Source organism: Planococcus sp. MB-3u-03 (genome assembly GCF_002833405.1).
Lineage (GTDB): Bacteria > Bacillota > Bacilli > Bacillales_A > Planococcaceae > Planococcus.
Map to the genome: position 1 here is coordinate 712,061 of NZ_CP025135.1, position 20,100 is coordinate 732,160.

At 48.1% G+C, this 20,100-nt stretch carries 16 protein-coding genes and 1 riboswitch; of the genes, 9 read left to right on the top strand and 7 right to left on the bottom strand.

The window, feature by feature from the left end:
- Positions 1-201 precede the first annotated feature (201 nt).
- The 5 genes from CW734_RS04835 to CW734_RS04855 all read left to right on the top strand — a co-directional run bounded on the left by CW734_RS04835 (position 202) and on the right by CW734_RS04855 (position 6,888).
- Positions 202-1,041, top strand: coding sequence for an MIP/aquaporin family protein (locus CW734_RS04835; protein WP_101192141.1), 840 nt, complete (start codon positions 202-204; stop codon positions 1,039-1,041).
- 36 nt (positions 1,042-1,077) lie between these two features.
- Positions 1,078-2,574: a glycerol kinase GlpK gene (gene glpK / locus CW734_RS04840; protein ID WP_101189664.1), complete on the top strand. Its 1,497-nt coding sequence runs from the start codon at positions 1,078-1,080 to the stop codon at positions 2,572-2,574.
- A gap of 144 nt (positions 2,575-2,718) precedes the next feature.
- A complete protein-coding gene (locus CW734_RS04845; RefSeq protein WP_101189665.1) occupies positions 2,719-4,380 on the top strand; it encodes a glycerol-3-phosphate dehydrogenase/oxidase in 1,662 nt (553 codons plus the stop codon).
- 444 nt (positions 4,381-4,824) lie between these two features.
- The gene (locus CW734_RS04850) at positions 4,825-5,667 is read left to right on the top strand and encodes an aldo/keto reductase (protein WP_101189666.1); all 843 of its coding nucleotides are present in this window, start codon (positions 4,825-4,827) and stop codon (positions 5,665-5,667) included.
- 234 nt (positions 5,668-5,901) lie between these two features.
- Entirely contained in the window at positions 5,902-6,888 is a 987-nt protein-coding gene (locus CW734_RS04855) for a macro domain-containing protein (RefSeq protein ID WP_101189667.1), read from the top strand.
- 70 nt (positions 6,889-6,958) lie between these two features.
- Here CW734_RS04855 and CW734_RS04860 read toward each other — a convergent pair whose 3' ends face one another.
- The 3 genes from CW734_RS04860 to CW734_RS04870 form a co-directional block, all read right to left on the bottom strand.
- Positions 6,959-7,702, bottom strand: coding sequence for an amino acid ABC transporter ATP-binding protein (locus CW734_RS04860; RefSeq protein WP_101189668.1), 744 nt, complete (start codon positions 7,700-7,702; stop codon positions 6,959-6,961).
- Between the two features lie 14 nt (positions 7,703-7,716).
- Positions 7,717-8,400: an amino acid ABC transporter permease gene (locus tag CW734_RS04865; RefSeq protein ID WP_101189669.1), complete on the bottom strand. Its 684-nt coding sequence runs from the start codon at positions 8,398-8,400 to the stop codon at positions 7,717-7,719.
- Positions 8,401-8,462: 62 nt separating this feature from the next.
- Positions 8,463-9,308, bottom strand: coding sequence for a transporter substrate-binding domain-containing protein (locus CW734_RS04870; protein WP_101189670.1), 846 nt, complete (start codon positions 9,306-9,308; stop codon positions 8,463-8,465).
- Between the two features lie 117 nt (positions 9,309-9,425).
- Positions 9,426-9,530, bottom strand: a riboswitch (SAM riboswitch).
- A gap of 257 nt (positions 9,531-9,787) precedes the next feature.
- On the opposite strand from CW734_RS04870, the gene CW734_RS04875 reads away from it, so the two are divergent.
- Together CW734_RS04875 and CW734_RS04880 are read left to right on the top strand one after the other, a co-directional pair.
- Positions 9,788-10,444 carry a vWA domain-containing protein gene (locus CW734_RS04875; RefSeq protein ID WP_101189671.1) on the top strand — a complete coding sequence of 219 codons (657 nt, stop codon included), beginning with the start codon at positions 9,788-9,790 and terminating at the stop codon, positions 10,442-10,444.
- Between the two features lie 36 nt (positions 10,445-10,480).
- A complete protein-coding gene (locus CW734_RS04880; RefSeq protein ID WP_101189672.1) occupies positions 10,481-11,032 on the top strand; it encodes an Ltp family lipoprotein in 552 nt (183 codons plus the stop codon).
- Positions 11,033-11,081: 49 nt separating this feature from the next.
- Here the strand turns inward: CW734_RS04880 and CW734_RS04885 are convergent, their stop codons facing one another.
- A complete protein-coding gene (locus tag CW734_RS04885; RefSeq protein WP_101189673.1) occupies positions 11,082-12,518 on the bottom strand; it encodes a carbon starvation CstA family protein in 1,437 nt (478 codons plus the stop codon).
- Between the two features lie 349 nt (positions 12,519-12,867).
- Here CW734_RS04885 and CW734_RS04890 point away from each other — a divergent pair, with 349 nt between their 5' ends.
- Positions 12,868-13,806, top strand: a complete 939-nt coding sequence (locus CW734_RS04890) for a Gfo/Idh/MocA family protein (RefSeq protein ID WP_101189674.1) — start codon at positions 12,868-12,870, stop codon at positions 13,804-13,806.
- Between the two features lie 162 nt (positions 13,807-13,968).
- Here the strand turns inward: CW734_RS04890 and CW734_RS04895 are convergent, their stop codons facing one another.
- The 3 genes from CW734_RS04895 to glcT form a co-directional block, all read right to left on the bottom strand.
- Positions 13,969-14,760: an endonuclease/exonuclease/phosphatase family protein gene (locus tag CW734_RS04895; protein ID WP_101189675.1), complete on the bottom strand. Its 792-nt coding sequence runs from the start codon at positions 14,758-14,760 to the stop codon at positions 13,969-13,971.
- A 113-nt stretch (positions 14,761-14,873) separates the two neighbouring features.
- The gene (gene ptsG / locus CW734_RS04900) at positions 14,874-16,934 is read right to left on the bottom strand and encodes a glucose-specific PTS transporter subunit IIBC (RefSeq protein WP_101189676.1); all 2,061 of its coding nucleotides are present in this window, start codon (positions 16,932-16,934) and stop codon (positions 14,874-14,876) included.
- Between the two features lie 186 nt (positions 16,935-17,120).
- Positions 17,121-17,963 carry a glucose PTS transporter transcription antiterminator GlcT gene (gene glcT, locus CW734_RS04905; RefSeq protein ID WP_101192142.1) on the bottom strand — a complete coding sequence of 281 codons (843 nt, stop codon included), beginning with the start codon at positions 17,961-17,963 and terminating at the stop codon, positions 17,121-17,123.
- A gap of 534 nt (positions 17,964-18,497) precedes the next feature.
- Here glcT and CW734_RS04910 point away from each other — a divergent pair.
- Positions 18,498-20,090: an ABC transporter substrate-binding protein gene (locus tag CW734_RS04910; protein WP_101189677.1), complete on the top strand. Its 1,593-nt coding sequence runs from the start codon at positions 18,498-18,500 to the stop codon at positions 20,088-20,090.
- The last annotated feature ends 10 nt before the right edge of the window (positions 20,091-20,100 follow it).

Consider the following 20,100-nt stretch of genomic DNA (forward strand, 5'->3'; position numbering starts at 1 on the left):
TTTAAACAAAAATTCAGAAAAATATATTGACAGCGCTTTCTTTTAAGTATAACTTATAGATAACAAGTTAAGAGTTGTGTTGGAGACCCGGAGATTCGCACATTAATGAGTACTTCTATCGAGGAGAACTTTCATTAATTGCGGATTTTTTTAATGGGCATTTGCACAGCTGTTGCTTTAAAAGGAAAGGAAGTGTTAAGCATGTCAGAGTTTTTAGCAGAATTGATCGGGACCATGATCTTGATTATTTTCGGCGGCGGTGTAGTGGCGGGAGTAGTCTTGAAAGATTCCAAGGCTGAAGGCAGCGGGTGGGTCGTCATCACGATTGCGTGGGGGCTGGCCGTTACGATGGCGGTGTACGCAGTGGGCAGTTTTTCAGGAGCCCACGTCAATCCGGCGGTGACGTTTGGATTGGCATCTGTAGGCGAGTTCCCGTGGTCGAAAGTTCCGATGTATATTCTCGCCCAAATGATCGGCGCGATTATCGGCGCAGTAATCGTCTTTTTGAATTACTTGCCGCATTGGAAGATTACGGAAGATCAAGGAGCGAAATTAGCTGTATTCTCCACGGGTCCCGCTGTTCGAAGCCCATTTTCGAATTTAGTCAGTGAGATTATTGGAACTGCTGTGTTGGTAATGGGGTTGCTATTCATTGGCGCCAATGACTTTACAGATGGCTTGAATCCTTTGATTGTTGGAGCTCTGATTATTGCAATCGGCATGTCGCTCGGCGGCACTACAGGCTATGCCATTAATCCGGCGCGTGACCTTGGCCCCCGTATTGCACATGCTTTACTTCCTATTCCTGGAAAAGGTAGTTCGGACTGGAGCTATGCCTGGGTGCCAGTTGTCGGCCCGATTTTCGGCGGTATTTATGGCGCAGTTTTCTATAAAGCTTTCTTCACAAGTGATTACAGCCTGTTGTTCTGGGGCTTGAGCATAGTAATGGCCGGCATCTTGATTGGGGCAGCAAGCGCCGAATTGAAAAAAGGCCGTACTGTAGCGAATGAAATCGAAGACACGTTAGTGGATGACAAATAACGATTGATCAAAACACCATTCGAGGAGGAATAATTGATGACTAAAGATTACATTATGGCGATTGACCAAGGAACAACGAGTTCACGGGCGGTATTGTTCAACCACAAAGGAGAAATCGTAGGAACTGGCCAGCAGGAGTTTGAACAGTTTTTCCCGAAACCGGGCTGGGTAGAGCATGACGCGAATGAAATCTGGACCTCAGTTTTAGCTTGTATGGCAGGAGCCTTGCGCACGGCGGACATTGAAGCAAATCAAGTGGCAGGAATCGGCATCACCAACCAGCGCGAAACGGCTGTCGTTTGGGACCGCAACACGGGAAAACCGATCTACAAAGCGATTGTCTGGCAATCGAGACAAACGGCGGACATTTGCGGAGAGTTGAAAGCACAAGGCCACGAGGAGTTGTTCCGCAAGAAAACGGGTTTGTTGATTGACGCTTATTTCTCAGGAACGAAAGTGAAATGGATTTTGGATAATGTCGAAGGCGCGCGGGAGAAAGCAGAAAACGGCGATTTGATGTTCGGAACGATCGATACGTGGCTCGTCTACAAACTATCTGGCGGCGCTGCGCATATTACCGATTACAGCAACGCTTCCCGTACGCTGATGTACAATATTTATGATTTGGAATGGGATCAGGAATTGCTGGATATTCTGACGGTGCCGAAAAGCATGCTGCCGGAAGTACGCCAATCGTCTGAAGTCTATGCCAATACAATCAATTATCATTTCTTTGGCAATGAAGTGCCGATCGCCGGCATCGCAGGTGACCAACAGGCTGCGTTATTCGGCCAAGCCTGCTTTGAAAAAGGGATGGCTAAAAACACGTATGGAACAGGCTGTTTCATGCTGATGAACACGGGGGAAGAAGGCGTCGTTTCCGAACACGGCTTGTTGACGACATTGGCATGGGGCATCGACGGCAAAGTGGAATACGCGCTTGAAGGCAGTATCTTCGTTGCCGGTTCTGCGATTCAATGGCTGCGCGATGGCTTGAAGATTTTGGACACCGCACCGGAAAGTGAGCAATACGCCACTTCCGTCGAATCAACAGACGGCGTCTACATGGTGCCGGCATTTGTCGGACTCGGCACGCCTTACTGGGATACGGACGCTCGCGGCGCCATTTTCGGCTTGACGCGCGGCACCACACGGGCGCATCTCATCCGCGCAACGCTTGAATCACTCGCTTACCAGACGAAAGATGTCGTGAACGTCATGATCGAAGACGCGGGCATCGAACTGAAAACTTTGCGTGTGGATGGCGGAGCGGTAGCGAACGATTTCCTCGTGCAATTCCAGAGCGACATTTTGGACGTGCCAGTTGAACGTCCGGTCATCCAGGAAACGACAGCGCTCGGCGCAGCTTACTTAGCTGGATTGGCAGTTGGTTTCTGGGAAAGCAAGGAAGAGATCGCGCAGCAATGGAAAGTCGATAAAACCTTCACCAGCGAAATGCCAGCTGAACAAAGTGAAAAACTGTACGATGGTTGGAAAAAAGCGGTGGAAGCTACTAGAGCATTTAAAAACTAACACTCAAATAACAGTAAGCTAGTGTGAAAGCAGCAGCATTCAGGGGACCGGGACCATCTGCAGATTATATTCTGTGATGTCTTCAGGTCCCTGTTTTTTTTACCAATCGCCATTCAGTTTTTCGAATGAAGGAGAGGGATGGAAATGAAGTTTTCCAGTTATGATCGACAGGAAAGTTATCACCATTTGGAAAATCAGCACTGGGACCTGCTGGTGATCGGCGGCGGAATCACGGGTGCCGGCATCGCCTTGGATGCCACAGCAAGAGGTTTGAAAACAGCGGTCATTGAAATGCAGGATTTCGCTGCAGGCACCAGCAGCCGGTCGACCAAACTCGTTCACGGCGGCTTGCGCTATTTAAAACAATTCGAAGTGAAAATGGTCGCCGAAGTCGGCAAGGAACGTGAAATCGTCTATGAAAACGGCCCGCATGTAACCACACCGGAGTGGATGCTTTTGCCGTTTTATAAAGGCGGAACGTTTGGGCCCTTAAGCACAAATCTCGGCTTGCGGGTTTACGATTTTCTGGCCGGCGTGAAGAAAGGCGAAAGACGCAAGATGCTGAGCCGGGAAGAAACCTTGCGGCGCGAGCCTTTATTGAAGAAAGAAGGCTTGAAGGGCGGAGGTTATTATGTAGAGTACAAGACGGATGATGCACGCCTGACGATAGAAGTCATGAAAAAAGCCGTCGAGAAGGGAGCCCTTGCTTTAAACTACGCAAAAGTGACGGAGTTTATTTACGAGAACCAGAAAGTGCTCGGTGTGAAAGTGGAGGACCAGATAACCCGTAATGTCCATCATGTGTATGCAAAGAAAATCATTAATGCTGCCGGTCCTTGGGTCGATACATTAAGGGAAAAAGACCAGTCGAAAGAAGGCAAAACACTGCAACTGACAAAAGGAATCCATTTGGTTTTCGATGGCAAACGGTTTCCTTTAAAGCAAGCGATTTATTTCGACATGCCGGACGGGCGTATGGCGTTTGCCATCCCGCGTGAAGGCAAAGTCTATGTCGGCACGACCGATACGGTGTATAAAGCGGATATCGCCCATCCGACGATGACCCGTGCTGACCGTGATTACGTTTTGCGCGCCATCGAATTCATGTTCCCGGAAGTAGGCATCGGGGTGCGAGATATCGAATCGAGTTGGGCGGGATTGCGTCCGCTTATCCGCGAAGAAGGAAAAGATCCATCGGAAATTTCTAGGAAAGATGAGATTTTCATCTCAGAGTCCGGGTTGATCTCGATTGCCGGTGGGAAATTGACCGGCTACCGCAAAATGGGTGAAAACGTAGTCGATCAAGTGGCCGCACAATTGCAGAAAGAACAAGGCATTCGTTTGACGAAAGTCTCCACAAAGCAATTGCCGATTTCTGGAGGGGAAGTTGGAGGTTCCAAGCAATTCGAGAAATTCCGGGTGGACCGGGAACAGCAGGCGATGCAACTCGGATTGAATGGTCGCACAGCCCAAATGCTAACCCATCGTTACGGCGCCAATGTCGATCAAGTGTTAGCCATTTTTTCGACTGGCCGGGAACATGCGGAACAGGCCGCTCTCGATCCGCTTGTTTACGCGATGCTCCGCTATGCGATGGAATATGAGGCAGCATATAAACCGGTCGATTTTTTCGTGCGCCGGACAGGTGCCCTGTATTTCAACATTGAGTGGGTTCACGTCTACAAAGAAGCCGTTATTTCATATATGGCGAAAGAATTTGCTTGGAGTGACGAACAGGCAGCTGCTTATACGGAAGAATTAAATACGGCGTTGTACGAAGCGGTAAATCCGGTAGAAGACCACTGAAACTGAGTGGAATCCTGGTGTCAGAAGCAAGTCGAATCGTCTATGTTCTATTATACTAGCTACCGTTCAAATTGTATTTACACACGCGACTGTTGTCTGTCGCGTGTGTTTTTTTATTGTGCTCACTAACAGAGGCGGCTTTTGGGTAGAAAAGCGAGGGCGTTCAAAAGCTTGGGCTTTATCATAACGGCTTCTGCGCCAAATAGCACTACAAGGCTTTTAAATATGAGTTTAGTAGGAAATCAGGTCTTGAATTGTGTGATGCACAGGGACGTGCGAGTCTCAGCACTATACGAAATCCCTTGCCCCGACTAGCTTCCGGGATAAACATCTCCCGTGAATTGTGTGGTGCACAGGGACAAACACATCCCGGCCAACCATATAGTTTGAGTTCCTGATAATGTAAGAGTAATCTGAAAATATAACTGAGAGGAGTGAAAGTGGATGAACAAAGCAATTCCAGAAGTGACATTGAACGACGGAACGACCTTGCCGGTTACAGGGCTCGGTACATATGGATTGTGGGGCAATGCCGGAGCAAACTCGGTCAGCAGCGGGATCAACGCTGGCTACCGCTTGATTGACACGGCGTATAATTATGAGAATGAAGGCGCGGTCGGGGAAGGCATCAAACGCAGCGGCATTTCCCACGATGATTTATGGATCACCTCCAAACTGCCGGGGCGTTATCATGAATACGACAAAGCAATGGTGGCGATTCAAGAATCGTTATACCGTTCGAAGCTGGATTATTTCGATCTCTACGTCATCCACTGGCCGCTTCCGAATCAAGACTTGTACGCCGAAGCCTGGCAGGCGCTGATCGATGCGCAAAAATGGGGGCTTGTCCGGTCGATTGGCGTGAGCAACTTCCTGCCTGAACATCTCGAGCGCATCATAAAGGAGACCGGGGTGACGCCGAGTTTGAACCAAGTGGAGCTGCATCCGTTCTTCAACCAGGAAGAACAGCGGAGAGCCCACGCGGAACATCATATCCAAACGCAGTCATGGAGCCCGATAGCGAGAGCGGCCGATATCCTGTCGAATGACACTGTCAGCAAAATCGCAGAAAGCCATCACAAAACGATCCCTCAAGTGGTGCTGCGCTGGCAATACCAAATCGGTTCTGTGTCCATTCCGCGCTCGACTTCCCCGACGCGTCAGCGCGAAAATCTGGATATTTTCGATTTTGAATTAAGCGAAACCGAAATGACGGCGATCGCTGGATTGTCCCGCCCAGACGGCAGGCTGTTTGGTATGGATCCGGCAACTCACGAAGAGTTTTAAAGAAGTATCGACCGATATAGTGTACAAAAACACATCCGCAGCATGCGCCTGCCGGGTGTATTTTTATGCTCGAATTGTTTGGCGCACAGGGACAAAAATCGGTTCGCTAAACTGAACCCCCGCGCTGCGCCTCATATCTCGGCGAATCCGGTGTTCAGAATTGTGTGGTGCACAGGGACGGGCCAATCAGGTACTATAGAACAATAGAGACTGAAGACAGAGAGGGATGAGCCCATGCCACTGCAAATCGTGCGCAACGATATCACCAAAATGACAACCGATGCCATCGTCAATGCCGCAAACTCCAGCCTGAAGATGGACGGCGGTGTATGCGGGGCAATTTTCCGGGCAGCGGGGCCGAAGCAGCTGCAGGAAGCGTGCGACAGAATCGGCCATTGTGCGGTCGGGGAAGCGGTGCACACCGAAAGCTTTGCGTTGGATGCAAAGTTCGTCATCCATACGGTCGGACCTGTTTGGGAAGGCGGAGGTCACAATGAAGAGACCTTGTTGCGCAATTGCTACCGCAACTCGCTGCAACTTGCCGCCGAGCTTGGCTGTGAGTCGATTGCTTTTCCGCTCATCTCGACCGGTATCTTCGGCTATCCGAAAGAACCGGCGTTGCGTGTGGCGACGGAAGAGATTGATACCTTTTTGAACTTGCGCGATATGGACGTCTATCTGGTCGTCTTGGACCAGCAGTCGTTTGGCATTAGCCAGAAGCTTTATGAATCGATTGAAACATTCATCAATGAACAGGAAGCGTCGGTTTTAGAAGACCGGGCTGTCCGTTATCGCGACCAGCAGCCACTGGAAATCCCGATGTACGAACCGAAAGAAGTGCTGGAACAGGAACTGAGCCTCGAAGAGTTCTTGGAAGAGCTGGACGAATCCTTTTCGAAGCGTCTGTTCAGGTTCATTGACGACCGAGGCATGACCGATGCCGAGACCTATAAAAAGGCGAATCTCGACAAGAAGCTGTTTTCCAAAATCAGAAACTCCCCAGGCTACACGCCGAAGAAAAAGACCATCCTGGCGTTTGCGATCGCGCTCGAACTGGATCTCGACGAGACGGAGGAACTGCTCGGGACGGCGGGCTACCGCTTGTCGAACAGCCATAAATTCGACTTGATCGTCCGTTATTTCATTGAGCGGGAACAATACAATATCTTTGAAATCAATGAAGCCTTGTTTGCATTTGATGAAGCGCTTCTTGGTTCGTAAAAGATTCTATACAGTTTCTAAATTAGAAACAGCCCTGTTCACGGAACGGGGCTGTTTTATATTTGCGAATTTATCGGACGAGGACTTTCTCCAAAAATTTCTTTGTACGTTCTTCTTGAGGAGATGAAAATAGAACTTCTGGTTTTCCTTCTTCAACAATATAGCCATCCGCGATAAAAACAACGCGGTCGGATACTTCGCGAGCGAAATGCATTTCATGTGTCACAATGATCATTGTCTGGCCTTCTTGCGCTAAATCTTTGATGACGGTTAATACTTCACCGACGAGTTCAGGGTCCAGAGCCGATGTAGGTTCGTCAAATAACAATACATCTGGTTTTAAAGCGAGAATGCGTGCAATAGCGGCTCGCTGCTTCTGGCCTCCCGAAAGCTGTTCGGGATAATGGTTTTTATGAGCTGATAAACCAACCTTATGGAGCAGTTCTTCTGCTTCTGTTACAACTTCCTGTTTGTCTCGTTTTTGGACGATTAGCGGTGCTTCGATAACGTTCTCGATAACCGTTTTATGCGGAAATAGATGAAAATGCTGAAATACCATTCCAGAGTACTGCTGTATATCGACTTTCTGTTTTTTTGATGGTGCCTTGCCGTTAAAAGTGACAACTACATCCTTGATTTTAAGTGATCCTGAGGTAGGGGACTCTAATAAATTCAAGCACCGAAGTAATGTGGTCTTACCTGATCCGGACGGTCCGATGATGCTAAGAACTTCGCCTTGTTCGATTTCGAGGGAAATGGACTTTAAGACTTCGTTGTCATTAAAGTTTTTGCTGAGCTGATCGACTTTAATCATTTTCAAAACTCCATTCACGTCATGACATAACGATTTGCTTTTTTCTCTAAATAATCCTGCAGTAAGGTGACAACTGAACAAATTGCCCAATAAATGAGTGCCACTAGAATATACAGGGTCAAGCTTTCATAAGTTTGTCCAACAACGACCTTCGCCCGGTAGAACATCTCGGAAACAGTAATGACCATGGCAAGTGAGGTGCCTTTTATAATGTCCATAAAAATACTTGATAAAGGTGGCAGCGCAATGCGCGTACCCTGTGGCAAAATGATGCGCCGCATTGTTTGCCAGTAAGTCATTCTGAGAGTTTCCGCCGCTTCCCATTGACCTTTTGCTACCGATGAGATGGCCGACCGAATCACTTCGGCCGTATAGGCGGAGAAGTGGATACTAATGCCGATGATGGCGGCTGTCAATGGTTGCATATCGATACCGACCATCGGAAACCCGAAATACAGGATGAATAAAATAACAAGAAGGGGCGTTCCGCGCATAAATGAGATAAATAGGCGTGTAGGAAAGGAAATCAAAGCTAGTTTATTCATGCGGGCAAGGGCAACGAACAACCCTAGAAATAGAGCGAGAAGCATGCTTACAATTGCGATCAATAGAGTATACCAAGCTCCTTCCAAGATAAACGGAAGAGCCTCTATTGCGACTTCTATATTAAAAAGATATTCCCATTTAAACTCAGACATATTTTATCTCCTTTGGATGTGCAGGATAGAAAAAAGAGGAATCAAAGGATTCCCCTGTAGGATTATTCAACTTCAACTGGCTTTGTGACGTCAGCACCTAAAAATTCAAGTGAGATTTCCGTCACGGTGCCATCTTCGATTAATTCTGTAAGGGCGGCATCAAGTTGTTCTTTCAATTCCGGACTGTCTTTTTGCATCACTAAGCCACTGCTGTTAGGAGAAAACTTCACATTTTCAGCAAGCTTCAATCCAGGTTTGTCGAATTGTTCTAGTGCTTGAATTAGTACTAAATAATCATTAAGTGTAGCATCAACGCGTCCTTGCACAATTTCAGGAAGCACAGTATCTGATCCAGTATAGACCACTACCTCAGCGCCTTGTTCTTTAGCATAGTCGGAGTAATTGCTCGTCGCAGCTCCACCAACTTTCTTACCTGCTAAATCATCCACCGTTGTAATTCCAGAATCATCATTCTCCCGGACAATGGCTGATCCATAGGAATGCTTGACGGGAACTGTAAAATCAAATTTCTCGAGGCGTTCTTCTGTAATCGAAAAGTCATTTGCTGCAATATCGATCTGACCATTTCTTAGTGCGGGCAAAAGGCCGTCAAATTCCATCGTTTTAAATTCAACTTCTAGGCCTAGCTTATCCCCAATCGCCCGTACTACTTCTACATCAAAGCCAGTCAATTCTTTCGTTGTTTCATCGAAGTAGGTAACCGGAAAATATAAACCTTCTGTACCCACTACTAATTTGCCTGATTCCTCAATTCGTTCCCACGAATTCTGTTCGCCTGATTCAGAAGCGCTGGCAGAACTATTGGAATCCTCATTACCGCATGCAGCTGCGATTAATGCTGTTGCTGAAATCAGTGTAAAAAGCAAAAACTTTTTCGACTTTTTCATATGTATGACACCATCCTTAATGAAGTTAGCGCAACAGCAATGGTTCTTCATGAAACCAAACAAAAAAACCTCTTCAATAAGAAGAGGTTTGCATCTCAAAAAAAAAGATTTCAACTCTTCTTATCTCTCAAGCGATTCGCTTGTTGGATTTGGCACAGTACCCGAAAAGAGTCCGCTGCCGAGGTTTCGTAGGGCCAATCCCTCCACCTCTCATGATAAGAACGTATTAACTATTCAGCTATATTAAGACCATACCATCGACATTTAATGAGGTCAATATGTATTCCTATATATTTAGTAGGGATTTAATTTTTTCGAAGATAAACGTAAAGTTTCATCTGCTACTCCTGCTTTTTAGTACATAAATTATGTCGTGCAGTGAGTTGATTGGTTTGTAAAAGGTCGCTTTAAAAGCGACCTTTTTTCTATTGGAAAATCGTATCCTTGGGGTAGCAAGTAACCTGAAGGAGGAAATTGAGATGAAAAATGAAACGACAGAATTGGTGTTTATTCTCGACAAGAGCGGTTCGATGGCGGGGCTCGAAAAAGATACGATCGGCGGCTTTAATGCCCTAATCGACAAACAGCGAAAGCTCCCAGGCGAGGTCCGCGTGACGACGGTTCTATTCAACCACGAATACGAGCTGCTTCACGATCGGATTTCGCTCGAAGGTATTTCGCCGATGACGGATAGCGATTATGAAGTAGGCGGCATGACGGCTTTGCTCGATGCGGTCGGCTCGACAATCCAAAAGATCAGCAATGCGCAAAAAGGGACATTGAAAAAGCACCAGGCCGATCAAGTGATGTTCGTCATCACGACGGATGGCCTGGAAAACTCCAGCTGTGAATACACATACAAGAAAATTAATGAAATGATTGCCTCGAAAAAGACGGCTGGGTGGGAATTCATTTTTCTCGGTGCGAACATCGACGCGGCCGCGACCGCAAAGAAATTCGGTGTCGACGAAGATTTTGCGGTGGATTACCATGCGGATGCGGAGGGGACGGAGTTGAATTATCAAGTGTTGAGCGAAGCGGTGAGTTCGTTCCGGACCGGGAAAAAGATTGGCCGGGAGTGGAAGAGGGAGATTGAGCGGGATTATGAAGCTCGCGGAAATAAAGAAAAGCAATAATAAGTGAAATTTATTCGAAAACGAGGGGGATTCATCATGAAAAAAGTATTTAAGATTGGCTGTCTCGGCATCATTGGCCTATTTGTATTAATGGCCATACTGGTTGCATTAGTCGGAGGAGGAGAAGATTCCACTGAAACCGAGGGCCCGACAGAAACAGCTCCGGCAACAGAAGAAACCGCAACCGAAGAAACTTCTTCGGAAGAAGCAGAGGAACCAGCTGAAACGGAAGAAGCCGCTGAAACGGAAGAACCGGTTGAAGAAGAGCCAGCTGAGCCGGAAGTATCGACTGAGTTTGAATCTGCATTGAATCAAGCACAGACCTATTCAGATACCATGCATATGTCGAAAGCCGGTGTGTTCGATCAATTGACTTCTGAATACGGCGGACAGTTCCCAGAAGATGCTGCACAATATGCGATCGACAATGTGGATGCAGATTGGAATGCGAACGCTTTGGAGTCGGCCAAGACTTATCAGGAAAGCATGAGTATGTCCAAGGAAGCTATTCGCAATCAATTGACTTCTGATTATGGCGGTCAATTTACACAAGAAGAAGCTGACTACGCGGTCGAAAATTTGGAATAAACCAAAAAGATGAGCCCCGGCAAAACTGCCGGGGCTCATCTTTTTTCATTTAAACCGTTTCAACTTCCGAATCCACTTGCTTCGCAGCGCGGTACTTCATGATCTGTGCGATATACCATAAAGCGATAGCCAGCGTGATGACCGAGCCGATCATGGCGGCGATGTGGTATTCCATATTCAAGCCTTCCGGTGCGTAGAAGATGTACATGGAGACGACGCCTGTCATGAACATGGCCGGTACGCCGCTGATCCAGTGCATTTTGTAGTTCTTGAGCAAATACATCGTCGCTGTCCACAGCATAAATGTCGCGACCACTTGGTTGGTCCAGCCGACGTAGCGCCACAAGAAGGTGTAGTCGATCGTCGCCATGTAGAACGTCGGGATGGCGAGCGGGATGGTGATCAATAGGATTCTCAAAGTGCCGTCAGTCTTGGTGAACTTCGACAGCAAGTCAGCCAAGATCATGCGCGATGAGCGAAGCGCGGTATCGCCCGTTGTGATCGGCAAGATGATGACGCCGAAGATCGCGAGGATGCCACCGAGAGTACCAAGGAGCGAGATCGAAATTTCATTGACCACGCCTGATGGCCCGCCAGCTGCAAGTGCTGCGCCAAGTCCTTCAGTTCCGTTGAAGAAGGTCATGCCAGCAGCCGCCCAGATCAAAGCGATAATGCCTTCGATGACCATGGCGCCGTAGAAGATTTTACGGCCGTCAGTTTCTTTTTTCATCGTGCGGGCGATGATCGGGCTTTGCGTGCTATGGAAGCCGGAGATTGCGCCGCAAGAAACGGTAACCATCAATAGCGGCCAGATTGGTAATTCGCCTGGATGCAAATTGCTGAAGGTCAAGTTCGGCATTGGTTTTCCTGAGAACACGAGTGCCACGGCTACTGCGATGGCCATGAACAACAGGATGCCGCCGAGTAGCGGGTAGATGCGGCCGATGATGCGGTTGATCGGCAAGATCGTTGCAAGAACGAAATAAGCAAAAATAAGTGCAAGCGCCCAGATAAAGGAGATCGGCGTGATTTGTGCGATCAATTGAGCAGGGCCAGCCGTGAAGGCAGCCGCTACGAGCAGCATCAACACGAGCGACAAACCGTTGATGAAGACTTTTGCGTTCTTGCCTAAATAACGCCCGACAAGAGTAGGGAATTGCGCTCCGCCGTGGCGCATCGACATCATACCGGAAAAGTAATCGTGGACGCCGCCTGCAAAGATGCAGCCAACGACGATCCAGATGAATGCGACGGGTCCGTAGAGTGCGCCAGCTACAGCGCCGTAGATCGGGCCGAGCCCTGCGATGTTCAAGAGTTGGATCAAATTGCCTTTCCACCAGCTCATCGGCACATAGTCGATGTTATCGGCCTGCGCGTATGCGGGTGTTGGAGTTGTATCGTCGACGCCGAATACCTTTTCGATAAATTTTGAATAAAAAACGTATCCCAATATTAAGAGTGCAAGTGCTGCGAAAAATGTAATCATATGCGTCGTCCTCCTGGTGTCAGTGATATATCGTATACACATGATAGCATCTTTTGACGAAAATTAAAGTTAATATTTCGAAAAAACTAATATTTCTATTTATATATAGCAAACCGATAGATAGTTGATAAGATAATCGGGAGTGAAAGCGTATCCAATGGGTTTTGAGGACTAAAGATATTTTGCAGTTGTTCACACAAGTTCGTGAAGTTCTGAATTTCATTATCTTGAAATAAAAGTAAAGTGAAACATTCATTCCAGACATCGGATAGATTTGATGTTATGTGACACATCGGCGTGATTGCATTATGCTTGAACTCTAGTACATAAAGAGAAGAGGGAATAGATCATGAATTTCGGAATCATTGGAACAAATTGGATCACCGATCGATTCATCAAAGCAGCGAAGCAGCATCCTGATTTCCGCATCGGCGCCGTGTATTCGAGAAGTGAAGAGACCGGCCGTGCATTTGCGGATAAATACGGGGTGGAGGCGGTCTATACCGACATGAAGCAGATGTTCGAAGAAGGCGGAATTGACACCGTCTATATCGCTTCACCGAATGCGTTTCACGCTGAACAAAGCCTGCTCGCGATGCAACACGGCGTGCATGTGCTTTGCGAAAAGCCGGCTGTTGTCAGCCTGGACGAGATGGACCGGGTGATTGCGGCTTCACAGGAAACCGGCATGACCTATATGGAAGCGATGAAGTCGACCGTGACGCCGACTTTCCTGCGGCTGAAAGAAGAGCTGCATAAAATCGGCCCGGTCCGCCGGTATGTGTTTCATTACAACCAGTATTCGTCTCGCTACGATAAATACAAAGAAGGCATCGTCGAAAATGCTTTCAAGCCTGAACTCGGCAACGGCGCGAAAACCGATCTCGGCGTTTACGGTTTGGCGCCGCTCGTCCATCTGGCGGGTGAGCCCCAGTCCGTGTTGCGCAACCGCTACCTGTTGTCGACCGGGGCGGAAGGGCAAGGCAGCATGATTCTTGATTACGGCGAATGCGAAGCGATCGTCATGTACTCGAAAATTTCGGATTCGTATTTGCCGAGTGAAATCCAAGGAGAAAACGGCGTCGTCGAAATCGACAGAATCAGCGACCCGAAACACGTGCTGATCAAATACCGCGACGGCACGACCGAAGACATTTCCGTCCCGCACGAGTTCGATACGATGTATTACGAACTCGATGAATTTATCCGCTGCGTGCACAAAGGCCAAATAGAGTCCCCGATCAACACGCACGAGATCTCCCGGCAAGTGACGAAGCTTTTGCTTTAATGAAAATAGCCAACAAAAAAACCGCTTTTCCCGTCCAGTATATGTGGAGGGAAAAGCGGTTTTATTTGTCTAGTTATTTGAGTTCGAGCATCACATAAAACCATTGCTCTCACATTTACTACGTAAATGCGTCGCAAATGAATTAGCTCAGCTGACTCTTCGCTAATTCATTACCAACTGAACTTCCACCCCGAAATGATCCGATACAAGCGGCTTGTGCTCGCCGTTGAAGATGACTTTCGACGATTTGACAGTTACCGGTTCAGTGGAGAGGATCAAGTCGATGCGCAGGTCTTGCTTGTTGTCGCTCCAGCCGGCGATTTTGCCTTTGACGGTAATGCCGGCGTCTTTTTCCTCAGCCAATGTGTAGGTGTCGTGCAGCCCGTTTTCCAACAAGTATTCATAGCCTTGTTGTTCGAGTGAAGCGTCGTTATTAAAGTCGCCCATCAAGAAGGCAGGAGCCTCGGTTTTCATTTGCTCAAGCAGCTGGTCGGCCTGGAACTTGAACGGCTCTACTGTGTCGTGCCACCAACCCGTATGACAGGAATAAAACGTGAAGGGCTGGTCTTCGTAGTGGATGGTTGCGCCGACAATCTTCCGCGTTTTCGGCGAATGCTTGTCGGTGCTTTGGCTGACGAAGAAGCTGTGCTCATCGATGACGGCATGGCGCGTCAAGATCACCAGCCCTTCTTCGTAGCGCCCGTAGACGAGATGGGAGAAGTCCCATACCATCGAATAGCCCGTAACGCCGAGTTGCTCCAGCTCTTGAAGCAAGACTAAAGCGTAATTGTCGTGCTTGACGACATGCTCTGCTTCATCGTCGATCGACTGGTTGACTTCCTGCAAGGCGATGACGTCATATTCTTTTTCTGCGATGGCTTGCGCCAAATGGCGTATTTTCTCCAGCTGGTTTTCTTCGTGCCACGCATGGCAATTCAAGGTCAGTAGTTTCATTGATTCATTCCTCCAAAACGGTTTAATGAGTGAGCTTCATTAGTATAAAAAACCCGACCCGATGCGAAGTGATTCGCACGGATCCGGGTTTGAAGCTGATAAGGAAGGTTCTGTTAGACTTCTTCAGTTCCAGCTGTGATTTCAATCAAGTCTTTCGTATTCGCGGATACTCGGCCGGATGTTTTGATGTTCACTTGCTGTCCTTCTTGGAGGCTCGTGAAGACAACCGGCGTGATGATAGACGGGGCGTGTTCGCCGATATAGGCGAGGTCCATTTCCATCAATAATTGTCCTTGTTCGACAAGGTCGCCTTGCTCAACGTGAGCAGTGAAGCCTTCGCCTTTTAGATGGACGGTATCGATGCCGATATGGATGAGCATTTCAGTGCCGTCATCCGCTTTCAAACCGATGGCGTGTTTCGTCGGGAACAAAGTGACGACTTCACCGTTCACTGGCGAGAAAACTTTGCCTTCAGACGGTTTGATCGCAAAGCCGTCGCCGACCATTCTGCCCGAAAAGACTTGGTCCGGCACATCGGTGATCGGCAGGATGTCGCCTGTGATCGGGATGCCGAAATCGAGTGCGCCCAAGCGGACTGGCGCGTCTCCGCCGTCTTTCGCCTGGTCGATGATCTGGGATACATCTTGTTTCGTGCGCGGCGTTTTGCCGTTGATGATGTCTTGCATTTGCCAGCGCAGGTTATCGGAAACAGGCCCGAAAATCGCTTGGATGTTGTTGCCGACTTCCATGACACCGGAAGCACCGAGTTTTTTCAATTTATTCTTGTCGACTGCGCTCTTGTCTTCAACACTGACGCGCAGGCGGGTGATGCAGGCATCAAGGTGGGTGATGTTTTGCTGTCCGCCCATCGCTTGCAGGATTTCGTATGGCAATTCACCAGCAACGGCTGAATCGCCATCTTCGTCTTCTTCTTCGTCTTCACGCCCTGGCGTCATCAAATTGAATTTCGTGATGGCGAAGCGGAAGCCGAAATAGTAAATGACGGCGAAGAACAGACCGACGACGATAACCCAGAACCATTCCGTTCTGCCCGGCATGACGCCGAACAGCAGGAAGTCGATGAGGCCGCCGGAGAAAGTCATGCCGATTTTAACATCAAGAATGTGCATGATCATAAAGGATAGTCCAGCGAATACTGCGTGGATCCCAAACAACACAGGTGCTACAAAAAGGAATGCAAATTCAAGTGGTTCAGTGATCCCTGTCAAAAATGAAGTGAGGGCAGCTGAACCCATAATGCCGCCGACAACTTTCTTGCGTTCAGGGCGTGCACAGTGGTAGATCGCAAGTGCTGCTGCTGGAAGGCCGAACATCATGAACGGGAATTTCCCTGTCATGAACGTGCCGGCTGTGAACTCGACGCCATCCTGCAACTGTTCAAAGAAGATGCGCTGGTCACCGCGGACGATTTCGCCAGCCGCATTCGTATACGAGCCGAACTCAAACCAGAACGGCGAATAGAAGATATGGTGAAGCCCGAAAGGAATCAACGAGCGTTCAACAAGGCCGAATACAAAGGCTGCGAGTGTGCGGTTCGTTTCAAGCATGAAATAAGACAAGGTGTTCAAGCCGTTCTGTGCGAAAGGCCAGACGAGGAACATCGCGACACCGAGAAACAGTGCCGAGAATGCGGTAATGATTGGAACAAAGCGCTTGCCGGCAAAAAAGCCAAGAAATTGCGGCAAGTTGATTTTGTAGAATTTATTGTACATCGCTGCGGCCAATATCCCGACGATGATCCCGCCGAAGACGCCGGTCTGCAAGGTCGGAATGCCGAGGACCATGGCGTACGCAGGGTCTGAAGTGGCCATCTCTTCTGTGATGCCGCCGATTGCTTTCATCGTGACGTTCATGATCAAATAGCCGATGATCGCGGCAAGGCCTGCGACGCCGTCACCGCCGGCTAAGCCGATCGCGACGCCGACCGCAAAGAGCAGTGGTAAATTATCAAAAATTACACCGCCGGCTTCAGCCATGATGAAGAGCAATGACTGGACCCAAGGGGTGCCGAAGAATGGTACCGCTTCCACAAATGTGTCTTGTGAAAAGCTTGTGCCGAATGCCAGCAAAATTCCTGCTGCGGGCAAGAGTGCGACAGGCAGCATCAATGCCTTCCCGACTTTTTGCAATGTACCGAATACATTAGTAGACATAAAATTTCCTCCTTTATTGGTAAAACTTACTACGGATCGAACGGGATTGAGCGTGTTTGGCGGAAGCTAAAGCATACAAAAAAGGCATGAGCGGAAAAGGCATCGGTAAAAAAGGGGAGAATTTCCCTAGATTAACCGTTGTACCTTTTCATACTCATGCCTGATCGAATCAGTAACACGTATGAATCAGTTTGTATGGGTCAAGCGCTGCAAATGAATCGTCAGATAAAGCACTTCCGCTTCGTCGACAGGCTTTTTTAATTGGTTTTGCATTACTTTAATGAGCTTCCAAGCCAGATTATAGCACACGGGGTATTCGGCTTTCAATAGCTCTTGGAGTTTATTTTCATCGCCGAGCGATTCCCCTTGATGGATGCGGTCGATCGCCCGGTGCAGATGCTGGATCAGGCGATGGTAATTGACATTGTCATTGCTCAAATCGACTTTCAGCCCATCTTCGATCAATTCCGTCAGACGGGAAATGAGCGCGTGGTCGCGGTTGATGTCGCGCAAGGACTTGTCGGTCACGGCACTATGGATGTGGAGTGCGATAAAACCGATCTCGCCTTCCGGAAACACGATGCCCAGCTGGTGTTCGAACTCTTTCACGACGCCTTTGGCCACCTGGTATTCTTTCGGATACAAAGATTCGATTTCAAACAGGAAAGAGTTCGAGAACTGCATATTCTGCTGGATGCGCTTGATGGCAAAAGACAAATGATCCGTCAACGCTACGTGAATATGTTCATTCAACTCGGTGCCCATCTGTTCTTCGATATATAATAGCTGATCGTTGATAAACGCGATCAGATTCTCATCGATGTGCGGGATCAAATTGACGTATTGTTCCTTTTCTGCCTCGTCTTTTAACAGGAAGGTCTTATCGGCATGGTCAAACGAAATGACATCGCCTTTTTTTCGGTTGAAGCCAAGGCCATTTCCGATCAAGACGACTTCCTTATAGGCATCATGGCGGGCGATCACGACGTTGTTATTCAGTACTTTTTCTATGGTCAATAGCTGTTCCATGATTTCCTCCATTCAAAAAACGCCTCGATGTGTTAAGCATAATTCAAGTTATACAGGAAAGGGGGATAAAAAAACAAGCTCGAGATTTGGGATGTGGGGTGTGGCGTCGTCTTTGTCCCTGTGCATCACACAATTCGAGTGACAAGGAGCTGGCGAAAAGAACGGCGGAAGTGGATTTTCTGATCTTGTGTGGTTGGTTGCGTCCCTGTGCAAGGCACAATTCCTGTTCAGTACATATGATCGAGATTAGCGATTTTAATTTGATATCCCAGTGCTAAAGGCAATCATTAATTTTATCTGTGTGTGCCAATATTGCTATAAAAAATTCAGAAATTTCCCACAAGTTGTTTACAAATGCTACTCCTTATTTTATAGTAGGAACATCGAACGTTTAATAAATATTAAACGTTTTAAACGTTTTGTTATTTTTGTAATTTAAATTGACACTTGTTCCCGGACCGGAAATCAAGTCGCCTGCAGTTCCTCATGAAAAATCCTGAGCTGCAGTGATACTAATTAATGGGGGGAAGCACAATGAGTAAAAGGTATTTACTGTTCACATTATGGTTTGCATTGGCGATGGGTCTAGCGGCGTGTTCGGATGATAACGCAGACGGTGGTGAAGCTTCAGGATCGGGAGATAATGCGTTTATATTTGCGCGCGGGGCGGATTCGGTGTCGCTGGATCCTGCAGAAGTCACGGATAGTGAATCAGAAAATGTTGCGCAAAGCCTATTGGAGACGCTTGTAACTTTTGAAGAAGGAGAAACAACAGTGGCGCCTTTGCTGGCTGTGGAATGGCAAGAATCGGAAGATGGATTGACGTATACATTCGATTTGCGGCAGGACGTTAAATTCCATGACGGTACGGATTTCGATGCAGATGCCGTGGTCGCCAATTTTCAGCGCTGGATGACGGGTGAAGCGGATCAATTCCCGATGTACGGTTCTGTATTCGGCGGATATGAAGGAGACGAAGCACATATCGTCGATTCGGTGGAGGCGCAGAATGACCATAGCGTCCAAATCACCTTGAACCAAGTCAAGCCAACTTTCCTGAAAGATCTCGCATTGACACCGTTCTCCATCTCGAGTCCGACGGCCATTGAAGAACAAGGGGAAGAATACAGCACCAATCCGGTGGGAACCGGTCCATTCGTTTTTGAAGAATGGCTGCGCAATGACCGTGTGGTGATGAATAAAAACGAAGATTACTGGCTAGAAGGTTACCCGAAGCTGGATTCAGTCATTATCCGAGCGATTCCAGATAACTCCGCCCGCCTGAATGCACTGTTGAGCGGCGAAGTGGACATGATCGACGGCGTCGATCCCGATAGTGTCGAACAAATCGAAAGTACTGAAGGGTTGCGGGTGTTGTCGAGGCCACCACTAAATATCGGTTATTTGGGGCTGACGGTAACGCGAGAACCGTTCGACGACAAATTGGTTCGCCAGGCATTCAACCACGCTATCGATAAAGAAGCGATGGTCGACGGTTTGTTTGCAGGTCAGGCGGAACCGGCCAAAAACCCTATTCCACCAAGTGTCGAAGGCTATAACGACAGCATCGAAGCATATGACTACGATCCGGAGAAAGCGAAAGAATTACTAGCTGAAGCCGGATATCCCGATGGCTTTGAAATGGAGCTTTGGGCGATGCCCGTTCCGCGTCCATATATGCCGGACGCCAATAAAGTCGCTGAATTTTTACAGTCCAATTTGGCGGAGATCGGCGTGACGGCCAACATCGTTTCCTATGAATGGGCCACTTACCTCGATCGGGCGAAAAAGGGGGAAGCGGATGCCTTTATCCTTGGATGGACCGGGACAAATGGGGATGCGGATGATTTCATCTATTCCTTATGGCATGAAGACAATATCGGCGATTTGAATTCGACGCAATACGCCAATGAGGAATTGAACCAGGTGCTGGAGGAAGCGCGCACCATTACGGATCAAGAACGGCGCAATGAACTATACCGGGAAGCACAGGAGATCATGTACGAAGACCCGCCAATCGTTCCGTTGGTTCACCCAACCCCTTTAATGGCGGCAAAATCGACGATCACCGGATTTGATCCGCATCCGACTGGCAGATTGATCACTACAAAAATTGAATTTGAATAACGGAAAGGGA

What these genes read in the sequence shown, in the direction of transcription:
- CW734_RS04860 (WP_101189668.1), bottom strand. Translation starts at nt 7,702, where the DNA reads ATGATTAAAGTCGATCAGCTCAGCAAAAACTTTAATGACAACGAAGTC.
- CW734_RS04865 (WP_101189669.1), bottom strand. Translation starts at nt 8,400, where the DNA reads ATGTCTGAGTTTAAATGGGAATATCTTTTTAATATAGAAGTCGCAATA.
- CW734_RS04890 (WP_101189674.1), top strand. Translation starts at nt 12,868, where the DNA reads ATGAATTTCGGAATCATTGGAACAAATTGGATCACCGATCGATTCATC.
- CW734_RS04895 (WP_101189675.1), bottom strand. Translation starts at nt 14,760, where the DNA reads ATGAAACTACTGACCTTGAATTGCCATGCGTGGCACGAAGAAAACCAG.
- CW734_RS04845 (WP_101189665.1), top strand. Translation starts at nt 2,719, where the DNA reads ATGAAGTTTTCCAGTTATGATCGACAGGAAAGTTATCACCATTTGGAA.
- CW734_RS04910 (WP_101189677.1), top strand. Translation starts at nt 18,498, where the DNA reads ATGAGTAAAAGGTATTTACTGTTCACATTATGGTTTGCATTGGCGATG.
- CW734_RS04885 (WP_101189673.1), bottom strand. Translation starts at nt 12,518, where the DNA reads ATGATTACATTTTTCGCAGCACTTGCACTCTTAATATTGGGATACGTT.
- CW734_RS04850 (WP_101189666.1), top strand. Translation starts at nt 4,825, where the DNA reads ATGAACAAAGCAATTCCAGAAGTGACATTGAACGACGGAACGACCTTG.
- CW734_RS04855 (WP_101189667.1), top strand. Translation starts at nt 5,902, where the DNA reads ATGCCACTGCAAATCGTGCGCAACGATATCACCAAAATGACAACCGAT.
- glcT (WP_101192142.1), bottom strand. Translation starts at nt 17,963, where the DNA reads ATGGAACAGCTATTGACCATAGAAAAAGTACTGAATAACAACGTCGTG.
- glpK (WP_101189664.1), top strand. Translation starts at nt 1,078, where the DNA reads ATGACTAAAGATTACATTATGGCGATTGACCAAGGAACAACGAGTTCA.
- CW734_RS04880 (WP_101189672.1), top strand. Translation starts at nt 10,481, where the DNA reads ATGAAAAAAGTATTTAAGATTGGCTGTCTCGGCATCATTGGCCTATTT.
- CW734_RS04835 (WP_101192141.1), top strand. Translation starts at nt 202, where the DNA reads ATGTCAGAGTTTTTAGCAGAATTGATCGGGACCATGATCTTGATTATT.
- CW734_RS04870 (WP_101189670.1), bottom strand. Translation starts at nt 9,308, where the DNA reads ATGAAAAAGTCGAAAAAGTTTTTGCTTTTTACACTGATTTCAGCAACA.
- CW734_RS04875 (WP_101189671.1), top strand. Translation starts at nt 9,788, where the DNA reads ATGAAAAATGAAACGACAGAATTGGTGTTTATTCTCGACAAGAGCGGT.
- ptsG (WP_101189676.1), bottom strand. Translation starts at nt 16,934, where the DNA reads ATGTCTACTAATGTATTCGGTACATTGCAAAAAGTCGGGAAGGCATTG.